The organism is Kitasatospora sp. SC0581, from assembly GCF_048159585.1.
In the GTDB taxonomy this organism is placed as follows: Bacteria; Actinomycetota; Actinomycetes; order Streptomycetales; family Streptomycetaceae; genus Kitasatospora.
In genome coordinates, this window is record NZ_JBLRWA010000022.1 from 118,394 (window position 1) to 136,382 (window position 17,989).

Here is a 17,989-nt window from a genome sequence, read left to right on the forward strand (position 1 = left end):
TGACGTCGGAGCCCCTCACCCCTAGGGGTTAGAAAAAGCGGAATCCACCTGTACCCTTTGTCGAATCTCTTTACACACTTGCCTGACTCTTTGCCAACGGGGGTGCCGGAGCAGCGCCCCGGCACGGAGGGGGACGATCGACATGTCTGATCGGGCGACCGCGTTCGACCGGATGATGAACCCTTGGGCCTACGACGCGGACGGGAACCTGACCGACTCGGCCCGCGCCCGGGAAGCGGCCCGCACTCAGCTCAACTCGGCCTCGGCGTCCGGCGGCGGAGGCGGAGGCGGGGGCGGCTTCAGCGCCGACACCAACGCGCTCACCACCGCGGGGAACAACTCCGACCAGATCCACGCCCGCCTCAACACCGAGGGCCGGGGCGCCGACGAAGCCACCGCCAAGGTGTCCACCTCGCTCGCCAATTGGAGCACCGGCAAGGCCGCGGCGGGCGCCGCCGGCACCTGGGACCAGTGCGTCGCCGCCCTCGGCGGCACCATCGGGCAGACCACCCAGGCGCTGCGCGCCACCGCCGCCAACTACCGGCAGAACGAGTCGGCCGTCCAGCACGACCTCGGCAACTGAGAGGACCACCGAGATGGTCGACTTCCACGAGCTCAGCACCGCCGACTTCGGCGTCCTGGACACCGCCGCCACCGCCTGGACCACCGTCGCCCAGAAGCTCCACGCGATGGACGGCGACTGGGACACCACGGTGATCGCCCAGGTCGACTCCGCCTGCTGGAGCGGCCCCGCCGCCGACCAGGCCCGCCCCGGCCTCCAGCGCACCAACGAGCAGCTGACCGCCGCCGTCACCGAGGCCAACGCCTTCGCCTCGATCTTCACCGAGGCGTCCACCGAGTTCAAGGCCGCGAAGACCAAGCTGGACAAGGCGGTCGCCGACGCCCGGACGGCCGGGCTGACCGTCACCGAGAACGGCACCGTGAGCTGGCCCCCGGCCGACAACGCCACCCGGCACGACTACGAGGCCCTCCGGGACTACCAGAAGGAGTGGGGCGACAAGGCGGAGGCCGCCCGCAAGGCGATCGACTCCGCCGTCGCCGAGGCCACCGCCGCCGACGAGCGGATCGCCTGGGCGCTGCGCGCCGACAGCATGACGGACGGTCAGAAGTCCTTCAACGGCAAGGCCATCGGCGGCGGCCCGGAGGCCGACGGCCGGCGCGCCGCCCAGCTCGCGGCCCGGGGCGGGGGCATCACCGAGCCCGAACTGACCGAGCTGAACTCGCTGTTGGCCTCGCACGGCAACGACCCGAAGTTCGCCACCACGTTCTACCAGGACCTCGGCCCGGACGGCCTGATCAAGTCCTGGAACAGCATGGTCGGCGACCCGGCGCACCCCCGTGACGACAAGGACCCGCGCTGGAAGGCCTACCAGGACCTCCAGAAGAACCTCGGACTCGGCCTGGCCACCGCCACCCGCAGCACCAACGAGCCGCACCTGTCCGACGAGTGGGCCGCCGCGCTGCGCAAGGCCGGCTCCCAGCCGGTCTGGGACAAGCCGTACCGGGCCTCCGGCCTGGACTACGTGCCGTACGGCTACCAGGTGCTCTCCGGCATCCTGATGAACGGGAACTACGACGCCCACTTCATCAACCCGATCGCCGAGCACGTCACCCAGCTCGACACCCAGGACCGGTACTGGCCGGCCCCGATGCCCGGCTCCAGGATCCAGGGCTTCAACCTGACCGGCGGCGACGAGGCGGGCGCCGGCTTCCGCCCCACCACGGCGATCCTGGAGGCGCTCGCGCACAGCCCGGACGCGGCCAACAGGTTCTTCACCGAGCAGCCGACCGCCTACAACCAGGACGGCACGGTCAACCAGGGCGGCAAGCCGAAGCCCTCGGACTACTTCTCCTACTACTCCCACGACAAGGACTGGATCCCGGACACCACCTCCCGGGACTCCAAGGTGTGGGACGCGAGCAAGCAGGCCGGTCCGGCCGCCTTCGGCCGCGCCCTGGAGGCCGCCACCACCGGCCACCCGTACGACGAGCCGGGCCCCGTCCCCCCGGACCGGCACACCACCGAGCAGGCCGACCTGATGAAGCGGGTCGTGGACACCTTCGGCCGGCACGGCGACGACGGGGCACTGGACGACATCAAGGGCGACGGCAAGCTCGCCGCCATGCGGGGCAGCCTCGGGCACATGACCGCCGAGTACATCGGCGACGTGCAGAACTCGCTCTCCCACGGCACCGACCTGCCGGTCAACGGCTCCCCGGCCTCCCTCGACGCCTCCTCCGTGGCCGGGCTGCTCGACGCCCTCGGCCGCGACCCGGACGCCTACGGCGCGGTGACCAACGCCAACCAGGCGTACACCACCGCCCTCATCCGCGGCCACCTGGACAGCGGGCAGACCGACTTCGCCCGGCTGGAGTCGGACATCAAGCACAACGCCGAGTCCGGCGGCGTCGTCAGCGGCTACCTCAACCAGGCCCGCATCGACGAGGTGCACAACGAACACGCCGCCTCCGACAAGGAGTTCAACGACGCGCTGGAGAAGAACGTCGGCTACGGCAAGGACGCCTTCAACGCCGTCATCGGCAGCGTGACCGAGAAGATCCCGCTCGGCGGCGAGATCGCGGACCAGATCGTCGACTCGATCGCCGACAGCGTCATCGAGGCCAACAAGAAGGACACCACCGAGGACGGGCGCCAGGAGAGCCGCAACCACACCGCCGAGGCCGAGGGCCGGGTCGCGCGGGGGGCCGACCAGGCGGTCCGGGACGCCGGCAGCGGCACCGGGATCGCCCGCCAGGACATCGACCGGCTCGCCAACAGCGCCCGCGACAGCGCGCTCCAGGGCATGTCGCGCGGGACGGCGAACAACTCGTCCACCAACGCGAAGGGCGACGCGTGAGCGGGTCCGGCGCCGGGCCCGCGGCCCGCTGGGCCCGGCTCCTCGCGGGCCGCTGGGCCGGGCGGCTGCACGACCCGCTGCTGCTGCCCGCCGTGCTGGTCGTGGCGGTGGCCGCCGCCGGGTTCGTCGGCTACCGGGACTGGCAGGGCCACCGCCCGTCCGAGCCCCCCGGCCGGTCCGCCCACCTCTGCCGCCTGCCCACCGGCGCCGACACCCCGCTCGGACGGCTGCTGCCGCCCGGTGACCAGGACTCCGAGGAGCGGACCAGCTCCGGCGTCCGCGACACCGACCAGCAGAGCTGCGCCGTCCGGATCGACGGCCGCGCCGTGCTCACCCTCACCGCCGTCCGGCGCGAGGGGGAACTCGCCCTGGCCGCCGCGGAGGCCACCCGCCCGGACGCCCACCCGCTCGACCTGCCCGGCCTGGCCGCGGCCTGGCCGGGCGGCGCCGCCGCGGCCCAGTACTGCGTGACCGGGCCCAGCGGCTACATCGAGGTGCGGGTCACCGCCGGGGAGGCGGCCCGCGCCGACGGGGCGGACGGCCGACAGGCGCTCGAAGAGGTCACCCGCGCCGCGCTGGCGGCGAAGACGAAGGAGCTCTGCCGATGAAGCACCCCCGGGCCCTGATCGCGGGCGGTTCCGCGCTGCTGCTCGGCGGCGGCCTGCTCGGCTGGCACCTCTACCTCGACCACACCGCCTACCGGCCGCCGGCCGTCGCCCTGTCGCACGGCGAGTGCCGCGGCCTGCTCGACGACCCGGCCGTCACCGGGCTGCTCGGCGGCGCCCCCCGGGTCTTCGTGGAGACGGCCTACCGGGCGGCGACCCCCGACGCCCCGGCCTCCGTACGCTGCTCGGTCAACGGCGGGGACGGACGGCTGCTGACCGCCGAGGCGTCGTTCGGCGGCGTGCTCTCCGGCGGCGACAGCCTCGGCGCGGTGGGCTTCGAGTGCACCGTGGACGGCCGGCGCACCGGCTACCGCGCCGTCCTCAGGCTCACCGGCAAGGACGGGAAGCTCCTCCCGGACGGGCCCGGCCGCAAGCGGATGGGCGAGGCCGCCCGCGGCTTCGCCGAGCGCGCCGCCGGGCAGCAGCTCGGCTGCGCGGGCGGCGCCGAGCGGCTCGACGTGGTGTGAGCCGCCCGGCGCCGGGCCCCCTTCGGCCGCCGCGACGGCGACGGGTGCCGCTCCTTCGAGGAGCGGCACCCGTCGGTCCGTCAGGTCGCCCGGGTCGGGCGGTGGATCAGGGGCGGCCCGCCGCCGTCCGCGCGGCCGCGACCGGCAGCCGCAGCGGGTTCGCCTCCGGCAGCGCGACCGTCCCGGGTGCCGCGGCGGACGGCGCGACGGCGGCCGACCTGGCGGTGGCCGCGGCCGACTTCGCGCCGACGCCCGTGGTGTAGTACCCGAACATGTCGACCACCAGGTCGGTGCTGCCGACGTGGTTGAAGAAGTCCACGTACCCGTTGGCCCCGACCGAGGCGTTGACCATGTTGGGGATGGTCTGGCCTGCGGTGAAGTTCAGGTTCGAGGCGTCCGGCAGCCCGGCACCGGTCGGGGCCGAGTCCGCCGGCCCGCCGTCCGGGTAGACGGTGACGAAGCTGTCCGCGGTCGGGTTGGTGACCGTCACGTTCAGCAGCAGCGAGCCGATGCCCCAGTCGCGCGGCTTCAGGCCCCAGCCGAGCAGGGAGCTGCCGCCGGGGACCGGGCCACCGCCCTGGCGGCTGTCGTACTGCCGCACGGGGGTGCCGGTGACCAGCACGCCGTCGGTGGTCTGGCCGCTGTCGTCCGGGACGAAGTAGCCCGAGGTGTCGACCACGATGTCGACCGGCGCGAAGGCCGAGCTGAAGACGTCCACCAGGCAGCCGTCGCCGAGCCGGGCGACCGCCATGTTGGAGATCGTCTGCCCGGGCGTGAAGTTGAGGGTCGACGCGTTCGGCAGCGCCTGGCCGTGCGGGTAGACCGTCAGGAAGCCGACGTCCTTGGGGTCGGTGACGGTCACGTTGAGCGCGGCCGCCGTCGCGTTGTACGGGATCCGGGCCTGGTTGCACAGGTTGACCGTGACCGTGCCGCGGGACGGCACGTGGGTGGGCCGGGTGTCCAGCACCCGCTTGGGGGTGAAGCCGGTGTAGACGGCGCCCGTGGTGTCCGGGACGTAGTAGCCGGTGACGTCGGCGATCAGGTCGAGGTCACCGTCCGAGCCGTTGAGCAGCTCGACGGCGCCGCCGGCCCCGAGCTGGACCGTCACCGCGTTGGGGACGGTCTGCCCCGCGGTGTGGTTCAGGTTGGAGGTGACGGGGGCGGACCCGCCGGCCGGGTAGACGGTGACGAACCCGGTGTCCTTGGCGTTGGTCGCGGTGACGTTCATGACCACGGCGACGGCGTCGGCCGGGATGCCCGCGGTGCCCGCGACCTTCAGCGGGGTGACGCCGCGGCCTCGGAGCGTCCCGGTGGTCCGGGTGTCCAGCAGGCGCTGCGGCGCCATCGCCACGTAGGTGCCCGCGCTGCCCACCGAGATGTCCAGCGGCTTGGCCAGCGGGGTGCCGACCGCGCCGTAGCTGTGGGTGCCGTTCGCGTCGGTGACGGCGATCTCCAGCGCGTACAGGCCGGGCTGGCAGCCCGTCGGCTTCGAGCCGTCCGGGGTCGTCCCGGCCGCGGCGAACGGCAGGTACAGCGAGACGTTCGTCGTGAGGGTGCCGGGCGGGACGGTGGTCGAGGCGGTCGGCGCGCAGCCCGGGGCGACCGGGCCGTGGGCCGTCACCGCGACCTGGGAGATCGGGACCGTGTCGGACACCGGGAAGGAGACCGGCACGGTGCCCCCGTCCGGCGACAGCCGGCGCTGGAAGGACACGTCACCGATCGTCAGGGCGGTGGCCGGGGTTTGCAGCGGGGTGATGACCAGCCCGGCCGGGGCCTTGGCCTCGAAGTTCCGCTGGCTGTCGTCGGTCACCCGGACGGAGGTGACCACGCACGGGGTCGTGGCGCTGGTCGGCACCGTGATCTTCATGGTGACCGTGTCGCCCGACCAGGAGAGGTCGCCGACGTTGCCCCAGCAGTCCCCGGTCAGCTCGGGGCCGACCTGGGTGATCCGGCCGGCGGTGTCGGTGGCCTTCATCGACATCGTCACGGTCTGGGCCTGGACCCGGTTGTCCGCCGTGGTGGCGCCCAGCGTGAACCCGGAGGCCTGGATCGGGTTGGCGCCGGCCGTCAGCTCCACCGACGGCACCTTCAGCTGGGTCCCGATGGCGGACGTCACCGGCTGCCGGTACACCGAGCCGTCGGGCTGGGCCAGCTCCACCTGGGTCATCTCCCAGTGGCCGAGCGCGCTGCCGCCCGGGAAGTGCACCGTCACCCGGCAGTTGCTGTTCGGCGACCCCTGGGGCGTCCAGCAGGGCGCGCCCTGCCCGTCGCCGCCGAAGCTCGCCTTCACGGTCTGCGAGGGGTCCGTCGAGGAGGTGAAGGTGACGCTGTTCCCGCCGGTCATCCCCGTCCCCTTGACGAAGAACCAGAACGTCCGGTCCCCGCCGTCGGGCTGGAGGTAGACGCGGGTGTCGGCGGTCCACACCGCACCGGTGGAGATCACGCTGTGGACCGGGCCCGCGTCGGCCGAGGCCGCCGGGGCGGCGAGGCCCGCCGCCGCGAGGCCGGTCACCGCCGTCAGGGCCACCGCGGTGGCCCGGCGCAGCCGAGCGCCTCGGGATATGTCTCTGGTCATGCTGTCCTTCGTCTCGGACTCGACACACGCGGCCGGGGCATGCGGAATCACGGACTCCAGAACCATCCCCCGGGAAATCGGCCAGATCCTAGCGCCAGCCGACGACATGACGGAGCCGGAGCTCCCCGGGGGGGGTGCTCCGGCTCCGTGGGCCCGCGGCCTCAGCCCAGCTGGGCGAGGCCCTCGGTGGCGATCCGTTCGAACACGGTGAGGTCGTTCTCGAAGATCGAGTCCGGGATCGGCCAGTGGATCACCAGCTCGGTGATGCCCACCTCCCGGTAGGTGCCCGCCCAGTCGACGAAGGCGTCCACCGACTGCAGCGGCTTCTCCGCCGTCGACCCCTGGAGCAGCACCTTCTCCAGCGTCCCGGCGTCCCGCCCGACGGCCTCGCAGGCCCCCGTCAGCTTCCCGATCTGCGCGGCGACCACGCCGGGCGCCTCCGCCACCGGCACGTCCGCCGGGCCCTTCGGGTCGCCGTACGTCACCCAGCCCTGCCCGTGCTCGGCGGCCAGCCGCATCCCGCGCGGGCCGGCGGCGGCCACGTAGAACGGCACCCGCGGGGTCTGCACGCAGCCGGGGATGTTCCGCGCCTCGACCGCCGAGTAGTACGTCCCCTCGCGGGTGGTGGCGTCGTTGGTCAGCAGCTCGTCCAGCAGCGGCACGAACTCCCCGAACCGGTCCGCCCGCTCCTTCGGCGACCACGCCTCCTGGCCCAGCGCCGTCGCGTCGAAGCCCGTCCCGCCGGCCCCGATGCCCAGCGTGACCCGCCCGCCGGACACGTCGTCCAGCGTGATCAGCTCCTTCGCCAGCGTCACCGGGTGCCGGAAGTTCGGCGAGGTGACCAGCGTGCCGAGGCGCAGCCGCTCGGTGGCGCAGGCGGCCGCCGTCAGCGTCGGCAGCGAGCCGAACCAGGGCTCGTCCTGGAAGGACCGCCAGGAGAGGTGGTCGTAGGTGTACGCGGTGTGGAAGCCGAGTTCCTCGGCCCGCCGCCAGGTCTTCTGCCCCTCGCTCCACCGGTGGACGGGGAGGATCACGGTGCTCAGTCGCATGCCCCCGACCCTACGTCCGCGCGGCGCGGTCACGGGTGCGGGCGGGTGCGCTGGGCGGGGAGGGACGGGGCGGAGGTGCGGCGGGCGAGGTCGGCGAGGGTGTGGAAGAGGACGTCGCCGAGCAGGACCGGGTCGCGCGAGGCTTCGGGTGCCCGCGGCGCTTCGGTGGCCTGCGGGTCGCGGGTGTCGGGGCGGGCGGTCGGGGGCGGCTGGTCACGGAGCTGGCGTGTGGGCATGGCTCTTCCTGCCGACGGGGTTGCCGTGGGCAGTCATGCCCGCCGTGGTCGGCCGAACACCCCGGGTACGGGCGGATCGGCCGGAAACGGCGCATGAAGGGCTTGATCACTGCGGGGGCGTCCGGAGGCCGCGGACCCGGGCCGGTGCCCCGGCCGCGCCGATGGGCGAAGATGGACCGGTGACCGAATCCCGCACCGCGCCCCGCCTCATCGCCACCGACCTGGACGGCACCCTGCTCTGCTCCGGCGGCACCGTCACCGACCGCACCGCCGCGGCGCTGGCGGCGGCCGAGGCGGCCGGGGTGCGGGTGGTGTTCGTGACCGGGCGGCCGCCGCGCTGGATGCGGCAGGTGAGCCCGCACATCGGCGGCCACGGGGTGGCGATCTGCTCCAACGGCGGCGCGGTGGTGGACGTGCGGCGCGGCGAGCTGCTGGAGACCTTCCCGCTGCCGGTGGAGACCACCCTGGCGGTGGTCGAGACGCTGCGGGCCGCGCTGCCCGGCACCGCGTTCGCCTTCGAGTACCCGGGCGGCTGGGCCCGCGAGGCCGGCTACGCGGTGCCGATGTGGGGCGACGAGATGGAGCACGAGGTCGGCCCGGCGGAGGAGCTGCTGGGGGCCGGCGGGTCGGTCCGGGGCCTGTTCAAGCTGCTGGCCAAGCACCCGGACCTCGACCCGGACAAGTTCCTCGCCGAGGCCAGGGCGGCGGCCGGGCACCTGGCCGAGATCACCCGCTCCGCGTCGATCCCGCTGCTGGAGATCAGCGCGCCCGGCGTCACCAAGGCCAGCACGCTGGCCCGCTGGTGCGCCGGGCACGGGATCGACCGGAGCGAGGTGGTGGCCTTCGGCGACATGCCGAACGACCTGGAGATGCTGGCCTGGGCCGGCACCGCGTACGCCGTCGCCAACGCGCACCCGCAGGTGCTGGCGGCGGTGCCGCTGCACACCGTGAGCAACGAGCAGGACGGCGTCGCGGCGGTGCTGGAGGAGCTGCTCGGGCTCGGCTGAACCCGGGGCTCCTCCAGCCGGTCGGTGCTCAGCCGAAGCGGCCGTTGACGTAGTCCGAGGTCCGCTGGTCGCGCGGGCTGCCGAAGATCTGCCCGGTCGGCCCGGCCTCGACGATCCGCCCCGGGGTGTCGTGGGTGGCCAGGAAGAACGCGCAGGTCTGCGAAACGCGCTGGGCCTGCTGCATGTTGTGGGTGACGATCACGATGGTGAGCCGCCCGCGCAGTTCGGCGATGGTCTCCTCGACCCGGCGGGTGGAGGTCGGGTCGAGCGCGGAGCACGGCTCGTCCATCAGCAGGATGTCCGGCGAGACGGCCAACGACCGTGCGATGCACAGGCGTTGCTGCTGGCCGCCGGAGAGCGCCCCGCCCGGGGTGTGCAGCCGGGTGGACACCTCGTCCCAGAGCCCGGCCCGGCGCAGGCTGGTCTCCACCAGGTGCTGGCGCTCCTCCTTGGAGACCTTGATCCCGGCCAGCTTGAGCCCGCTGGAGACGTTGTCCTGGATGGACATCGCCGGGAACGGGTTGGGCCGCTGGAACACCATGCCGATCCGGCGCCGCACCTCGGCGGGCCGGCGGCCGGGCCGGTAGACGTCGTCGCCGTCCAGCAGCACCTCGCCGGCGAGGGCGGCGCCGCGCACCATCTCGTGCATCCGGTTGAGGATCCGCAGGTAGGTGGACTTGCCGCAGCCGGACGGGCCGATCAGCGCGGTGACCTCGCCGGCCGGCATCGCCAGCGAGACCCGCTCCAGCACCTTGCGGCTGCCGAACCAGGCGGAGACCTCCCGGGTCTCCAGCCCGGCGAGCGGCCCGCCGTCGGGGTGGCCGTCCGCGTCCTGCCCGTACGGCTGGTCCGCGTACGGGTCGGGGGCGACCGGGGGGAGGGTGATGGTGTCGGCGACCGGGTCGGTCGGTGAGAACTCGGCCTGCGGGGTGTCGGTCAGTGGTGCGTCGGTCATCGGAACGGTCCTCCGGGCGCGCGTCAGTAGAGGTTGGGCAGCAGGGCGGCGGCGTTCTCGTAGACCGCCCAGAGCAGCGCGCCGACCACCGGCGCGAGGCTCAGGTAGGCGGCCGAGCGCCGCCAGTACCGGGCCAGCACCAGGGCGCCGGCCACCGCGCCGAGCAGGCCGAGCGACCAGAGCTGGAGGGTGGCCAGCGCGCCCTTGTCCGCGGCCAGCGCCTTGTCGTACGGGACGGTGGCGGGCCGGCGGCCGGGGTTCTGCTCCGGGTCGCCGTCCAGCCGGGCGCCGATCAGCACGGTGGAGCCGGGGATCCAGTCGGAGTCGCCGGTGACCAGCACCATCCGGTTGCCGGCCGCCGGGTCGACGATCGGGTGGTCGCCGTCGCCGTACACGTTGACGGTGTAGCTGAACTTGCCCTGGCCGGTGGTGGTCTCGATCTTGTCGCCGACCCGCAGCTTGGACAGGTCGGCGAACGGCGCGCCGAAGGTGGCACCGCGGCCGAAGAGCACGGTGACCCCGCGCTGGCCGGGCAGCGCGGTGTCCCGGCGGTGGCCGGGGCCGCGCATCAGGTCCCGGCCGGTGGTGCCCTCGACGACCACGGCCTGGTGCAGGCCGATCGCCGGGATGTCCAGCAGCGCCACCGGGGCGCCGTCGGCGGCCGCGCCGGTCGGGGCGACCGCCCGGGCCAGCTGGTCGCGGAAGGTCTTGTACCCGGTGGACTGGTAGTGCCGCTGCTGGACGTGCGACAGCGTGAACAGGTACCCGACGAAGCCGAGCACCAGCGCGGCCGCGAGGCTGACCGCCCAGGCGCCCTGGAGGAACCGCCGCCGCCCGGGGGAGACGGCGGGCCGGACCGGGGCGTCGGACGCGGCGGGGGCGGCGGGGGCGGCCGGCTGCGCCGGGGCGCTCCGCTCGACCGGCTTCTCCAGCACCGGGGCCGTCACGAGGTGCCGCCCGAGCCGTTGCGGCGGCGCAGCAGACGGCGGCCGAGCAGCGGCGGGACGAGCACCACGGCGAGCAGTTCCAGCGCGGTGAGGGAGGACAGCATCCAGTCCTCGGGCTTGCCGCTGATCTCGACCACGTTGGCGGCCACCTCGGTGGCGGCGCCGCCGCGGCCGCGGGCGACCACCTGGCCGGTCTGCGGGTCGATCACGTCCTCGGTGCCGTCACCGGCGCCGGGCGCGTTCGGGTCGCCGCCGGCCGCTCCGGCGGCGTTCGGGTCACCGGCACCGCCGGCCGTACCCGCGCCGCCGGTACCGCCCGCCGCACCGCCGGTACCGGTGCCCCCGGTGCCACCGGACCCGCCGGTGCCGCCGGAGCCGCCCGCCGCACCGCCGGAGCCGCCGGCCGCGCCGCCGGAACCGCCCGAGCCGGAGCCGGTCTTGACGGGCTGGCCGTCCTTCACGGTGCAGTCCAGCGGGCTGCCCGCCTTGTCGCAGGGGCTCGGCATCGGGGCGTTCTTGAGGACGGTCAGCTCCCCGGCCGAGTTGAAGGTCGGGTTGGCGCAGTTGGCGAGGGTGTCGGGGTCGACCGGGCTGGCGTTGCCGGGGATGTTCCTGGTCTGCAGCAGACCGCCCTTGACCAGGCCGCGCGGGATCGGCGAGTAGCCGAGGTCGTCCGCCTTGCCCTGGCCCTCGCACAGCACGTAGGAGAGGAAGCGGCTGAGCGCGGAGCCCTTGTCGTTGTTGAAGCGCGGCGGCGGGGGCGCCGAGGCTCCGGCGCGCGGCACGATCAGGTAGCTGTAGCTGGAGATCGGGTAGGCGCGCGGGTCGTCCATGGTGTAGACGCCGTCGAGGTTCTGCTGCAGGTAGTTCGGGTCGTTCGCGGGGGTGCCGTCGTCCACGCCGCGGATCTTGGCGGCGGTGAGCGCGACGGCGACGTTGGAGGCGGTCGGCAGCGAGTAGTACCCGGCCTGGTTGAGCACCTTCACGACCGGCCAGTTGCTGCGCTTGGCGAAGGCGTACTCGTCGTAGCCGATGGTGCCGACGTTGGTCGGGGACTTGATGTAGCCGGCCACGACGTCGGAGCCGTTCTGCGCGGTCATCCGGCCGGAGGGCGGGAAGAACTCGGTGTAGTCACCGCAGCTCACGCCGTTGACGGACTTGCAGTAGGCGTCCCACTGGTCCTTGTGGGTGTGCTCCATCCAGCGGGTGAACTGCGCGGTGGCGCCGGAGCCGTCGGAGCGGACCACCGGGGTGATCGGCAGGCTGGGCAGCGGCTTGCCGTAGTCGTTGGTGATCTTCGGGTCGTTCCAGTTGGTGATCTTGTTGGTGAAGATGTCCACGACGGTCTGCGGGGAGAGCCGCAGGTCGCGGACCTGCTTGCCGCCGACCACCAGGTTGTACATGAAGGTGGTGCCGCCCGCGGTGATCGGGACGTAGGAGAAGCCCCAGGTGGGCTTCTCCGCGCTTCCGGTCCCGGACGCCTGGCCGCCCTGCCCCACCCCGCTGTCCTGCCCCGAGCGGAACGGCACGTCCGAGGCCGTGAAGTCGTCCTGCCCGTTCGACCAGGCGGTGCGGCCGGCCGCGGAGCCGACCGGGCTGAAGTTGATCTGGATGCCCTGCGGGGAGACGTCCTGCCGCCACTGGTCGATGGCAGGACCGGCCCAACTGGAGCCGTCCGCGCTCAGCGAGACGGAGGCCGCGAACGCCGGGGACTGCCCCAGCAGCGGGGAGGCCGCCGCGAGCATCAGGGACATCGTCCCCGCCAGCAGCCGGGCCACGGAGCGACTGAGGCCCCTGGACATGTGAACTCCTCTGGTACGGAGGGTGGTTGGTCTGGACATCAGTGCTTCGCCTGCGAGTGGAGGGCGTACGGACGGGCGATGCCCCCGAGGGCGGCCGCCTCCTGGCGGCGGGCCTCCCGGTTGATCCGGCGCTTCTGGGCCCGGGTCAGCTGCCCGGGACGGCGGCCGCCGAGCATGCGCGCGGTGACGAAGAGGATCAGCACCACGGCCATCAGGGTCAGGCCGGCCGCGAAGCCGCGCGCGATCATCCCGTCGTACGGCTGCTTGACGTAGTTCCAGATGTACAGCGGCAGCGACACCTGCTGCGCGTCGAACGGGCTGGCGTTGAACCGCGGGGTGAAGCCGGAGGTCAGCAGCACCGGCGAGGTCTCGCCGACGCCGCGCGCCATGCCGAGCACCACCGCGGTCACCAGACCGGGCCGGGCGGTCGGCAGCACCACGTTCCACACCGTGCGCCACTGGCTGCCGCCGAGCGCGTAGGAGGCCTCCCGCAGGGTGCCGGGCACCAGCCGGATGACCACCTCGGCGGCCCGGGTGACGATCGGCATCATCATCACGGTGAGCGCGAGCGAGGCCGCGAAGCCGCTCTTCTCGAAGCCGAAGGTGAGGATCACGATGCCGTAGACGAACAGGCCGGCCACGATGGACGGCAGCGCCGTCATCGCCTCGACCAGGGTGCGCACCGGGCGGGCCGCCCGGCCGCCGACCTCGGACATGAAGACGGCCGCGGCGATGCCCAGCGGAACGGCGAACAGGGAGGCCAGGCCCAGCTGTTCGAGCGAACCGACGATCGCGTTGAGCGCGCCGCCGGAGGTGAGCGGGTCGAGCGGGCCGGTGCGCTCCATCGACTCGGTGAAGAAGTTGAGGTGCTGGGCCGCCTCCCAGCCCCGGCTGGCGACGTAGCCGATCTGGTCGGCGGTCAGCGCGACCACCAGCAGCCCGGAGCTCCAGGCGACCACGGCGACCAGCCGGTCCCGCACCATCATCGGGTTCCACTGGAGCCGGCCGAGCAGGTAGTAGCCGGCCAGGAAGAGCAGGTACCAGCAGAGCAGGAAGCCGAAGGCGCCGCTGAACGGCAGCACCCGCTCGTAGAGCACCCAGTCCAGCGCGAGCGAGCCGACCGCCGCACCCGCCACGGTGAGGACGTCGTCGCGGGTGACGCCGCCGATCCGCAGCTTCTTCTCGGGGCCCGGGGTCCCGGCCGCGGCGGGCCCGGCGGGCCCGGGGGACGCGGGGGGCGAGGGCTCGCCGGCGGGCCCGGACGCCGCGACCGGCGGCAGGTCGAGCGTGGTCATCGGATGGTCCCTTCACGGTGCGGACGGCTGCGTGCCCTGTGGGCGGACTGACGGTCGGTCATGCTCAGTCCGCCGTCGCGGCGCCGGAGCGCGAGCGGTTGATGACGATCCCGGCCAGCACGTTGACCAGCAGGGTGAGCGCGAACAGCACCAGGCCGGCGGCCATCAGCGCGGAGAGCGACAGCGCGTCCGACTCGCCGAAGCGCAGCGCGATCAGCGCGGAGATCGAGTTGGCGCCGTTCTCCAGGATGTGGGTGATGGCCTTGAAGTTCGGCGAGATGATCAGCGCGACGGCGATCGTCTCGCCCATCGCCCGGCCGAAGCCCAGCATCACCGCGCCGATGACCCCGCCCTTGCCGAACGGCAGGACGACCGCGCGGACCATCCCCCACCGGGTCGAGCCGAGCGCGTACGCGCCCTCCCGCTCGCCCTGCGGGGCCTGGGAGAACACCTCCCGGCTGAGCGAGGTCACGATCGGGATGATCATCAGGGAGACCACCACGCCGGCGATGAAGGTCGACGAGGTGTACGAGGTGCCGATGTCGCCGGTCCGCACCTTGAGGAAGGGGATGTACTCCCCCAGGTGGTTGGCCAGCCAGCGGACGAAGCCGATGATCCGCGGCTGCAGGAAGAACAGGCCCCACAGGCCGTAGACGATGCTGGGGATGGCCGCCATCAGGTCGATCAGCGAGACCAGGGCGGCCCGCAGCCGCACCGGGGCGTACTCGGAGATGAAGATCGCGGTGCCGATCGCCACCGGGACGGCGATGACCAGCGCGATCACCGCGATCAGCAGGCCGTTGGGCAGGACGGCGGCGATGCCGAAGTTGTGGGCGGCGGTCTGCCACTTCTGCTCGGTCAGGAAGGACAGGCCGACGGCGCGCAGCGCGTCGGAGCCGCGCAGGATCAGGAAGAAGGCGATCAGTCCCATGATCGCGAAGACCGAGAAGCCGGCCAGCCGCAGCACGCCGCGGAACACCCGGTCGCCCGGGGTCGCGGGGGAGGTGATCGTGCGGGGCACGTCCTGGTCGGGCCCGTGGTCGGGTTGGCGTGGTGCCCCGGCGTACGGTGCCGCGGGCTCGGCGGCGGATGTCATGGTGTGCTCTCCGTGCTCGGGAACGGGCGTGCTCGGTGAGGGACCGGGGCGCTGCCTCGGCGGGAGGGAAAGCGCTCGGCGGGGCCGGAACGGCGGCCCCGCCGAGCGCGGGTTCCTACTTGCGGCGCAGTCGCGACCACTGGGCGCGGGCGCCGGTCAGCACCTTCGCCCCGGCCGGGGTACCGCCCAGGACCAGCGCGGCCGGTCCTCCGACCAGCAGCACCAGGCCGGCGATTAGCGCGACGGGCAGCAGCAGGCGGGCGGTGCCGGGACGGTCGGGCACCGGGGTGCCGACCGGCGCCGCGGCGATCGCGTTGCCGGAGGGCGCGGCGCCCGCGCCGGGCTTGGCGCCGCCGGCCGCGCCGGGAGCCGCGGCTCCGCCGGCCGTGCCGGTCCCGGTGGAGCCGGTGCCGGAGAGGCCGCCGCCGGACAGGCCGTCGGAGGAGCCGAAGCCGGTGCCGCCGGAGTTGCCGTCGGCGGTGGTGCCGCCGGTGCCGGAGCTGCTCACCGGGGTGGTGCCGTCGCCCGTGCCGCCGGAGCCGGAGGAACCGTTGCCGCTCTCCGGGGTGCCCGGCTCGCCGCCGGGCGGAGGGGCGGTCTGGTTGCCGGGCAGCTTGCCGTCCTGGGCCGCGACGTGCTGCACGGCCTCCTGGGCCTGCTGCCGCTGGGCGCCGGTCAGCGCGAGGTAGCCCTGGGCGAGCTGCCCCGGCGCGAGGCCGTAGGTCTGGCCGTCGGTGGTCACGGTCTTGAGGAACTGCGAGATCGACGCGGCCTTCTCGGCGGGCACGCCGCCGGTCGGCACCATCGCGTACTGCACCGCGGTCAGCGGGTACGCCCGCTGGTCACGCGAGAACGCGGTGTCCGGCGTGCCGTAGGGCAGCTGCTGGACCCCGGTGGCGGCGTCGGTCGGCATGTCGCCGACGGCGGCCTGGAAGCCGGCCGTGCCGGGCGACACGAAGGAGCCGGCCGGGTTGAGCAGCGAGGCCTCGGGGAGCGAGAACGCCTTGGCCTGGCCGGTGTCCATGATGGCGAGCAGCGACCGCTGGCCGGGGATCTGCGTGGCACAGGCCTTGTGGCTGCCGTCCGACTCGGTGTTCGGCTGCTGGCAGTTCGGCTGGTACTGCATCAGGTTGCGCGCGACCCGCCCGAGACCGTCGAGCGAGGGGTTCCACTCGTACTGCTTCCAGTGCTTGAAGTCGACTCCGGCACTGCCCTGCGCGGGCCCGGAGTAGTCCTGGACCTGGAACGCCTCCGCCGGGTAGCCGGCGAACTTCGGCTTCAGGTAGAAGCTGTCGACGCGCATGCCCCACTGGTCCGGCTCACCGTCGAGGAAGCGGCTCGCGTCCGGATCGGCGGCGAACCACGAGGTCAGCTGGTAGGTGAAGTCGGTGGTGCCGCCGGGGACACCGGGGTAGATCGTCAGGGTGCCGCCGCAGCTCGTCGGCCAGTGGATCCCGTTGGCCGCCGTCTCCGGGTTCAGCTGCTTGAACTCGGGGTCGGTGAACAGGCAGTTCGGGTTGCCGGCCACCGAGGGGATGCTCGTCCCCGGTGAGGCGTAGGACTGGGTGAGCAGCTTGGCGACCAGCCGGGCGTTCAGCTTCATGTCGCGGATCTGCCGCCCGGTCTTCGGGTCGTCGATCAGGTACGTGACCGAGATGCCGGTCGTCGCGAGCGGGGCGTAGACGTACGGACGGGTGGGCGGCGACCGGTCGGGCCGCGCCGTCAGCGCGACCTCCGTGCTGCTGCTGCCCCCCAGGAACGCGGCACGGGCCTGCGGCTCACCACCGGAGGGGACGTAGCCCACGGTCATCGGCGAGTCGCCCAGGCACAGGCCGGCCCGCCACTGCTGCATGGCCCGGTTGGCCATCTCCAGACCGGCGGCACCGAAGGCCTGGTTGCTCACCGTGCAGGAGTCCGCCGTGGGCGCGAAGGACAGCGGGACCACCGTCCGGTGCTGCCAGGCGCACTGCTCGCTGGTCCGGTTGCCCGTCTTCCAGTTCTGGTTGCCGGGGGTCATGATCCCGTCGGCGGCGGTGTAGGCGTCCGGGTCGGCGTCCAGGTCGTGGAACTCGCAGTCGGCCTTGCCGTCGAGGACCTGGAAGAGGTCCAGCGGGTCGCCGCCGTAGTTCGGCTCGACCACCAGGGAACAGGGGTGGGTCGCGTCACAGCCGAGCGTGGAGCTCTCCTTCGCGCTCCACACCTCGATCGAGGCGGCGCCCGAGCCGTCCGGACCGGTGGAGGCGATCACCTGGTTGGTGGGCCACTCCGGCACCTCCGTGCGCGTCGGCCGGGGCGGCTGCTCGAAGCCCTTCGTCCGGTCGCCGCCGTAGAGGGTGCTGCCGTAACAGTCCGTCACCGCCGGGTCGGTGCCCCGGCACTGGTAGATCCGCACCGCGTAGAGGATGTGGGTCGACAGCGACTGTGCCGTCGGCGCGGGATCGTTGGACCCCAGGTAGACCGTCGGGGTGAAGCCGCTCCAGGACACCTGGAGGACCTGGTTGGTCAGGTTGGCCGTCTGGGAGACGGTCACGCTTCCCGGCTGGCCGTACTGCTTGGTGGCCGGAAGCCAGACCTTCGGGCCCGGGACGGTCACCGCCGAGTCGGCGTGCGCCTGTGGCGCCGCGCCCAACCCGATCGGAATGACGGCGAGCGCCGCCACCACGGCCTTGGCGAGGACCAGGGCCGGTAGTCGACGGCGCCACCTCCCTGGGCCTCTCGGGTCGGGTACGCGGTTTCTCATGGCGAGGCCTCCGGGAGATGCGGGCCGCCGGGGGAGGCGGCACGAGGGCGTCGATCGCGCTGGGGACGGACGGTTCCGTGCGTACTATTCGGCCAGTCGGACATGGCGGGATCCGGTCGACCAGATGTACGAGACCACAACGCGACGACTCCGTACCGGAGTTGGGAACTCCGCAAGCGGCGGGGCCCCGCCCCGGGGGGGGGCCGCCGCCCCACCGGTGAGTTACCGGGGAGCGGGGCCGGGGGGGGGTGGGGGCCGGGGGGGTGGGGCCCGCGC

General features: G+C 73.5%; 14 protein-coding genes. 5 read left to right on the forward strand and 9 right to left on the reverse strand.

Going from position 1 to position 17,989, the window contains the following annotated elements; genetic code table 11:
* Positions 1 to 142 precede the first annotated feature (142 nt).
* The 4 genes from ACLWS4_RS27460 to ACLWS4_RS27475 are packed head-to-tail and all read left to right on the forward strand — an operon-like array spanning position 143 to position 4,011.
* On the forward strand, positions 143 to 583 hold the full coding sequence (locus ACLWS4_RS27460) for a hypothetical protein (RefSeq protein ID WP_074002018.1): 441 nt from the start codon (positions 143 to 145) through the stop codon (positions 581 to 583).
* A gap of 13 nt (positions 584 to 596) precedes the next feature.
* Positions 597 to 2,879 carry a hypothetical protein gene (locus ACLWS4_RS27465; RefSeq protein ID WP_375877089.1) on the forward strand — a complete coding sequence of 761 codons (2,283 nt, stop codon included), beginning with the start codon at positions 597 to 599 and terminating at the stop codon, positions 2,877 to 2,879.
* Complete coding sequence (locus ACLWS4_RS27470; protein WP_416875494.1) at positions 2,876 to 3,487, forward strand: hypothetical protein; 612 nt, start codon at positions 2,876 to 2,878, stop codon at positions 3,485 to 3,487. Before ACLWS4_RS27465 ends, ACLWS4_RS27470 begins: the two co-directional genes overlap by 4 nt.
* Positions 3,484 to 4,011 (forward strand): hypothetical protein, encoded by a 528-nt coding sequence (locus ACLWS4_RS27475; RefSeq protein ID WP_117488865.1) that lies wholly within the window; start codon positions 3,484 to 3,486, stop codon positions 4,009 to 4,011. The genes ACLWS4_RS27470 and ACLWS4_RS27475 overlap by 4 nt, the downstream gene beginning before the upstream one ends.
* 106 nt (positions 4,012 to 4,117) lie before the next feature.
* On the opposite strand, the gene ACLWS4_RS27480 is transcribed toward ACLWS4_RS27475, so the two are convergent.
* From ACLWS4_RS27480 to ACLWS4_RS27490, 3 genes are all read right to left on the reverse strand, one after another.
* Positions 4,118 to 6,586, reverse strand: a complete 2,469-nt coding sequence (locus ACLWS4_RS27480) for a hypothetical protein (protein WP_416875495.1) — start codon at positions 6,584 to 6,586, stop codon at positions 4,118 to 4,120.
* Positions 6,587 to 6,747: 161 nt separating this feature from the next.
* Complete coding sequence (locus ACLWS4_RS27485) at positions 6,748 to 7,635, reverse strand: LLM class flavin-dependent oxidoreductase (RefSeq protein ID WP_416875496.1); 888 nt, start codon at positions 7,633 to 7,635, stop codon at positions 6,748 to 6,750.
* Positions 7,636 to 7,664: 29 nt separating this feature from the next.
* Positions 7,665 to 7,871 (reverse strand): hypothetical protein, encoded by a 207-nt coding sequence (locus tag ACLWS4_RS27490; RefSeq protein ID WP_380780131.1) that lies wholly within the window; start codon positions 7,869 to 7,871, stop codon positions 7,665 to 7,667.
* A gap of 161 nt (positions 7,872 to 8,032) precedes the next feature.
* Between ACLWS4_RS27490 and ACLWS4_RS27495 the strand changes: the two genes are divergently transcribed.
* A complete protein-coding gene (locus ACLWS4_RS27495) occupies positions 8,033 to 8,878 on the forward strand; it encodes an HAD family hydrolase (RefSeq protein WP_074002012.1) in 846 nt (281 codons plus the stop codon).
* Positions 8,879 to 8,906: 28 nt separating this feature from the next.
* Here the strand turns inward: ACLWS4_RS27495 and ACLWS4_RS27500 are convergent, their stop codons facing one another.
* The 6 genes from ACLWS4_RS27500 to ACLWS4_RS27525 form a co-directional block, all read right to left on the reverse strand.
* On the reverse strand, positions 8,907 to 9,833 hold the full coding sequence (locus tag ACLWS4_RS27500) for a phosphate ABC transporter ATP-binding protein (RefSeq protein WP_079272019.1): 927 nt from the start codon (positions 9,831 to 9,833) through the stop codon (positions 8,907 to 8,909).
* A 23-nt stretch (positions 9,834 to 9,856) separates the two neighbouring features.
* Positions 9,857 to 10,780, reverse strand: a complete 924-nt coding sequence (locus ACLWS4_RS27505) for a sortase (protein WP_380744332.1) — start codon at positions 10,778 to 10,780, stop codon at positions 9,857 to 9,859.
* Positions 10,777 to 12,582, reverse strand: coding sequence for a phosphate ABC transporter substrate-binding protein PstS (locus ACLWS4_RS27510; protein WP_380744330.1), 1,806 nt, complete (start codon positions 12,580 to 12,582; stop codon positions 10,777 to 10,779). The genes ACLWS4_RS27505 and ACLWS4_RS27510 overlap by 4 nt, the downstream gene beginning before the upstream one ends.
* Positions 12,583 to 12,620: 38 nt before the next feature.
* Entirely contained in the window at positions 12,621 to 13,877 is a 1,257-nt protein-coding gene (gene pstA / locus ACLWS4_RS27515; RefSeq protein ID WP_117488857.1) for a phosphate ABC transporter permease PstA, read from the reverse strand.
* A 64-nt stretch (positions 13,878 to 13,941) separates the two neighbouring features.
* A complete protein-coding gene (pstC, locus tag ACLWS4_RS27520) occupies positions 13,942 to 14,973 on the reverse strand; it encodes a phosphate ABC transporter permease subunit PstC (protein ID WP_049661130.1) in 1,032 nt (343 codons plus the stop codon).
* A gap of 115 nt (positions 14,974 to 15,088) precedes the next feature.
* Entirely contained in the window at positions 15,089 to 17,713 is a 2,625-nt protein-coding gene (locus tag ACLWS4_RS27525) for a hypothetical protein (RefSeq protein ID WP_387828170.1), read from the reverse strand.
* Positions 17,714 to 17,989 lie beyond the last annotated feature (276 nt).

Coding starts and splice junctions, on each gene's coding strand:
- ACLWS4_RS27460 (WP_074002018.1), top strand. CDS start 143: ATGTCTGATCGGGCGACCGCGTTCGACCGGATGATGAACCCTTGGGCC.
- ACLWS4_RS27465 (WP_375877089.1), top strand. CDS start 597: ATGGTCGACTTCCACGAGCTCAGCACCGCCGACTTCGGCGTCCTGGAC.
- ACLWS4_RS27475 (WP_117488865.1), top strand. CDS start 3,484: ATGAAGCACCCCCGGGCCCTGATCGCGGGCGGTTCCGCGCTGCTGCTC.
- ACLWS4_RS27480 (WP_416875495.1), bottom strand. CDS start 6,586: ATGACCAGAGACATATCCCGAGGCGCTCGGCTGCGCCGGGCCACCGCG.
- ACLWS4_RS27485 (WP_416875496.1), bottom strand. CDS start 7,635: ATGCGACTGAGCACCGTGATCCTCCCCGTCCACCGGTGGAGCGAGGGG.
- ACLWS4_RS27490 (WP_380780131.1), bottom strand. CDS start 7,871: ATGCCCACACGCCAGCTCCGTGACCAGCCGCCCCCGACCGCCCGCCCC.
- ACLWS4_RS27495 (WP_074002012.1), top strand. CDS start 8,033: ATGGGCGAAGATGGACCGGTGACCGAATCCCGCACCGCGCCCCGCCTC.
- ACLWS4_RS27500 (WP_079272019.1), bottom strand. CDS start 9,833: ATGACCGACGCACCACTGACCGACACCCCGCAGGCCGAGTTCTCACCG.
- ACLWS4_RS27510 (WP_380744330.1), bottom strand. CDS start 12,582: ATGTCCAGGGGCCTCAGTCGCTCCGTGGCCCGGCTGCTGGCGGGGACG.
- pstA (WP_117488857.1), bottom strand. CDS start 13,877: ATGACCACGCTCGACCTGCCGCCGGTCGCGGCGTCCGGGCCCGCCGGC.
- pstC (WP_049661130.1), bottom strand. CDS start 14,973: ATGACATCCGCCGCCGAGCCCGCGGCACCGTACGCCGGGGCACCACGC.
- ACLWS4_RS27525 (WP_387828170.1), bottom strand. CDS start 17,713: ATGAGAAACCGCGTACCCGACCCGAGAGGCCCAGGGAGGTGGCGCCGT.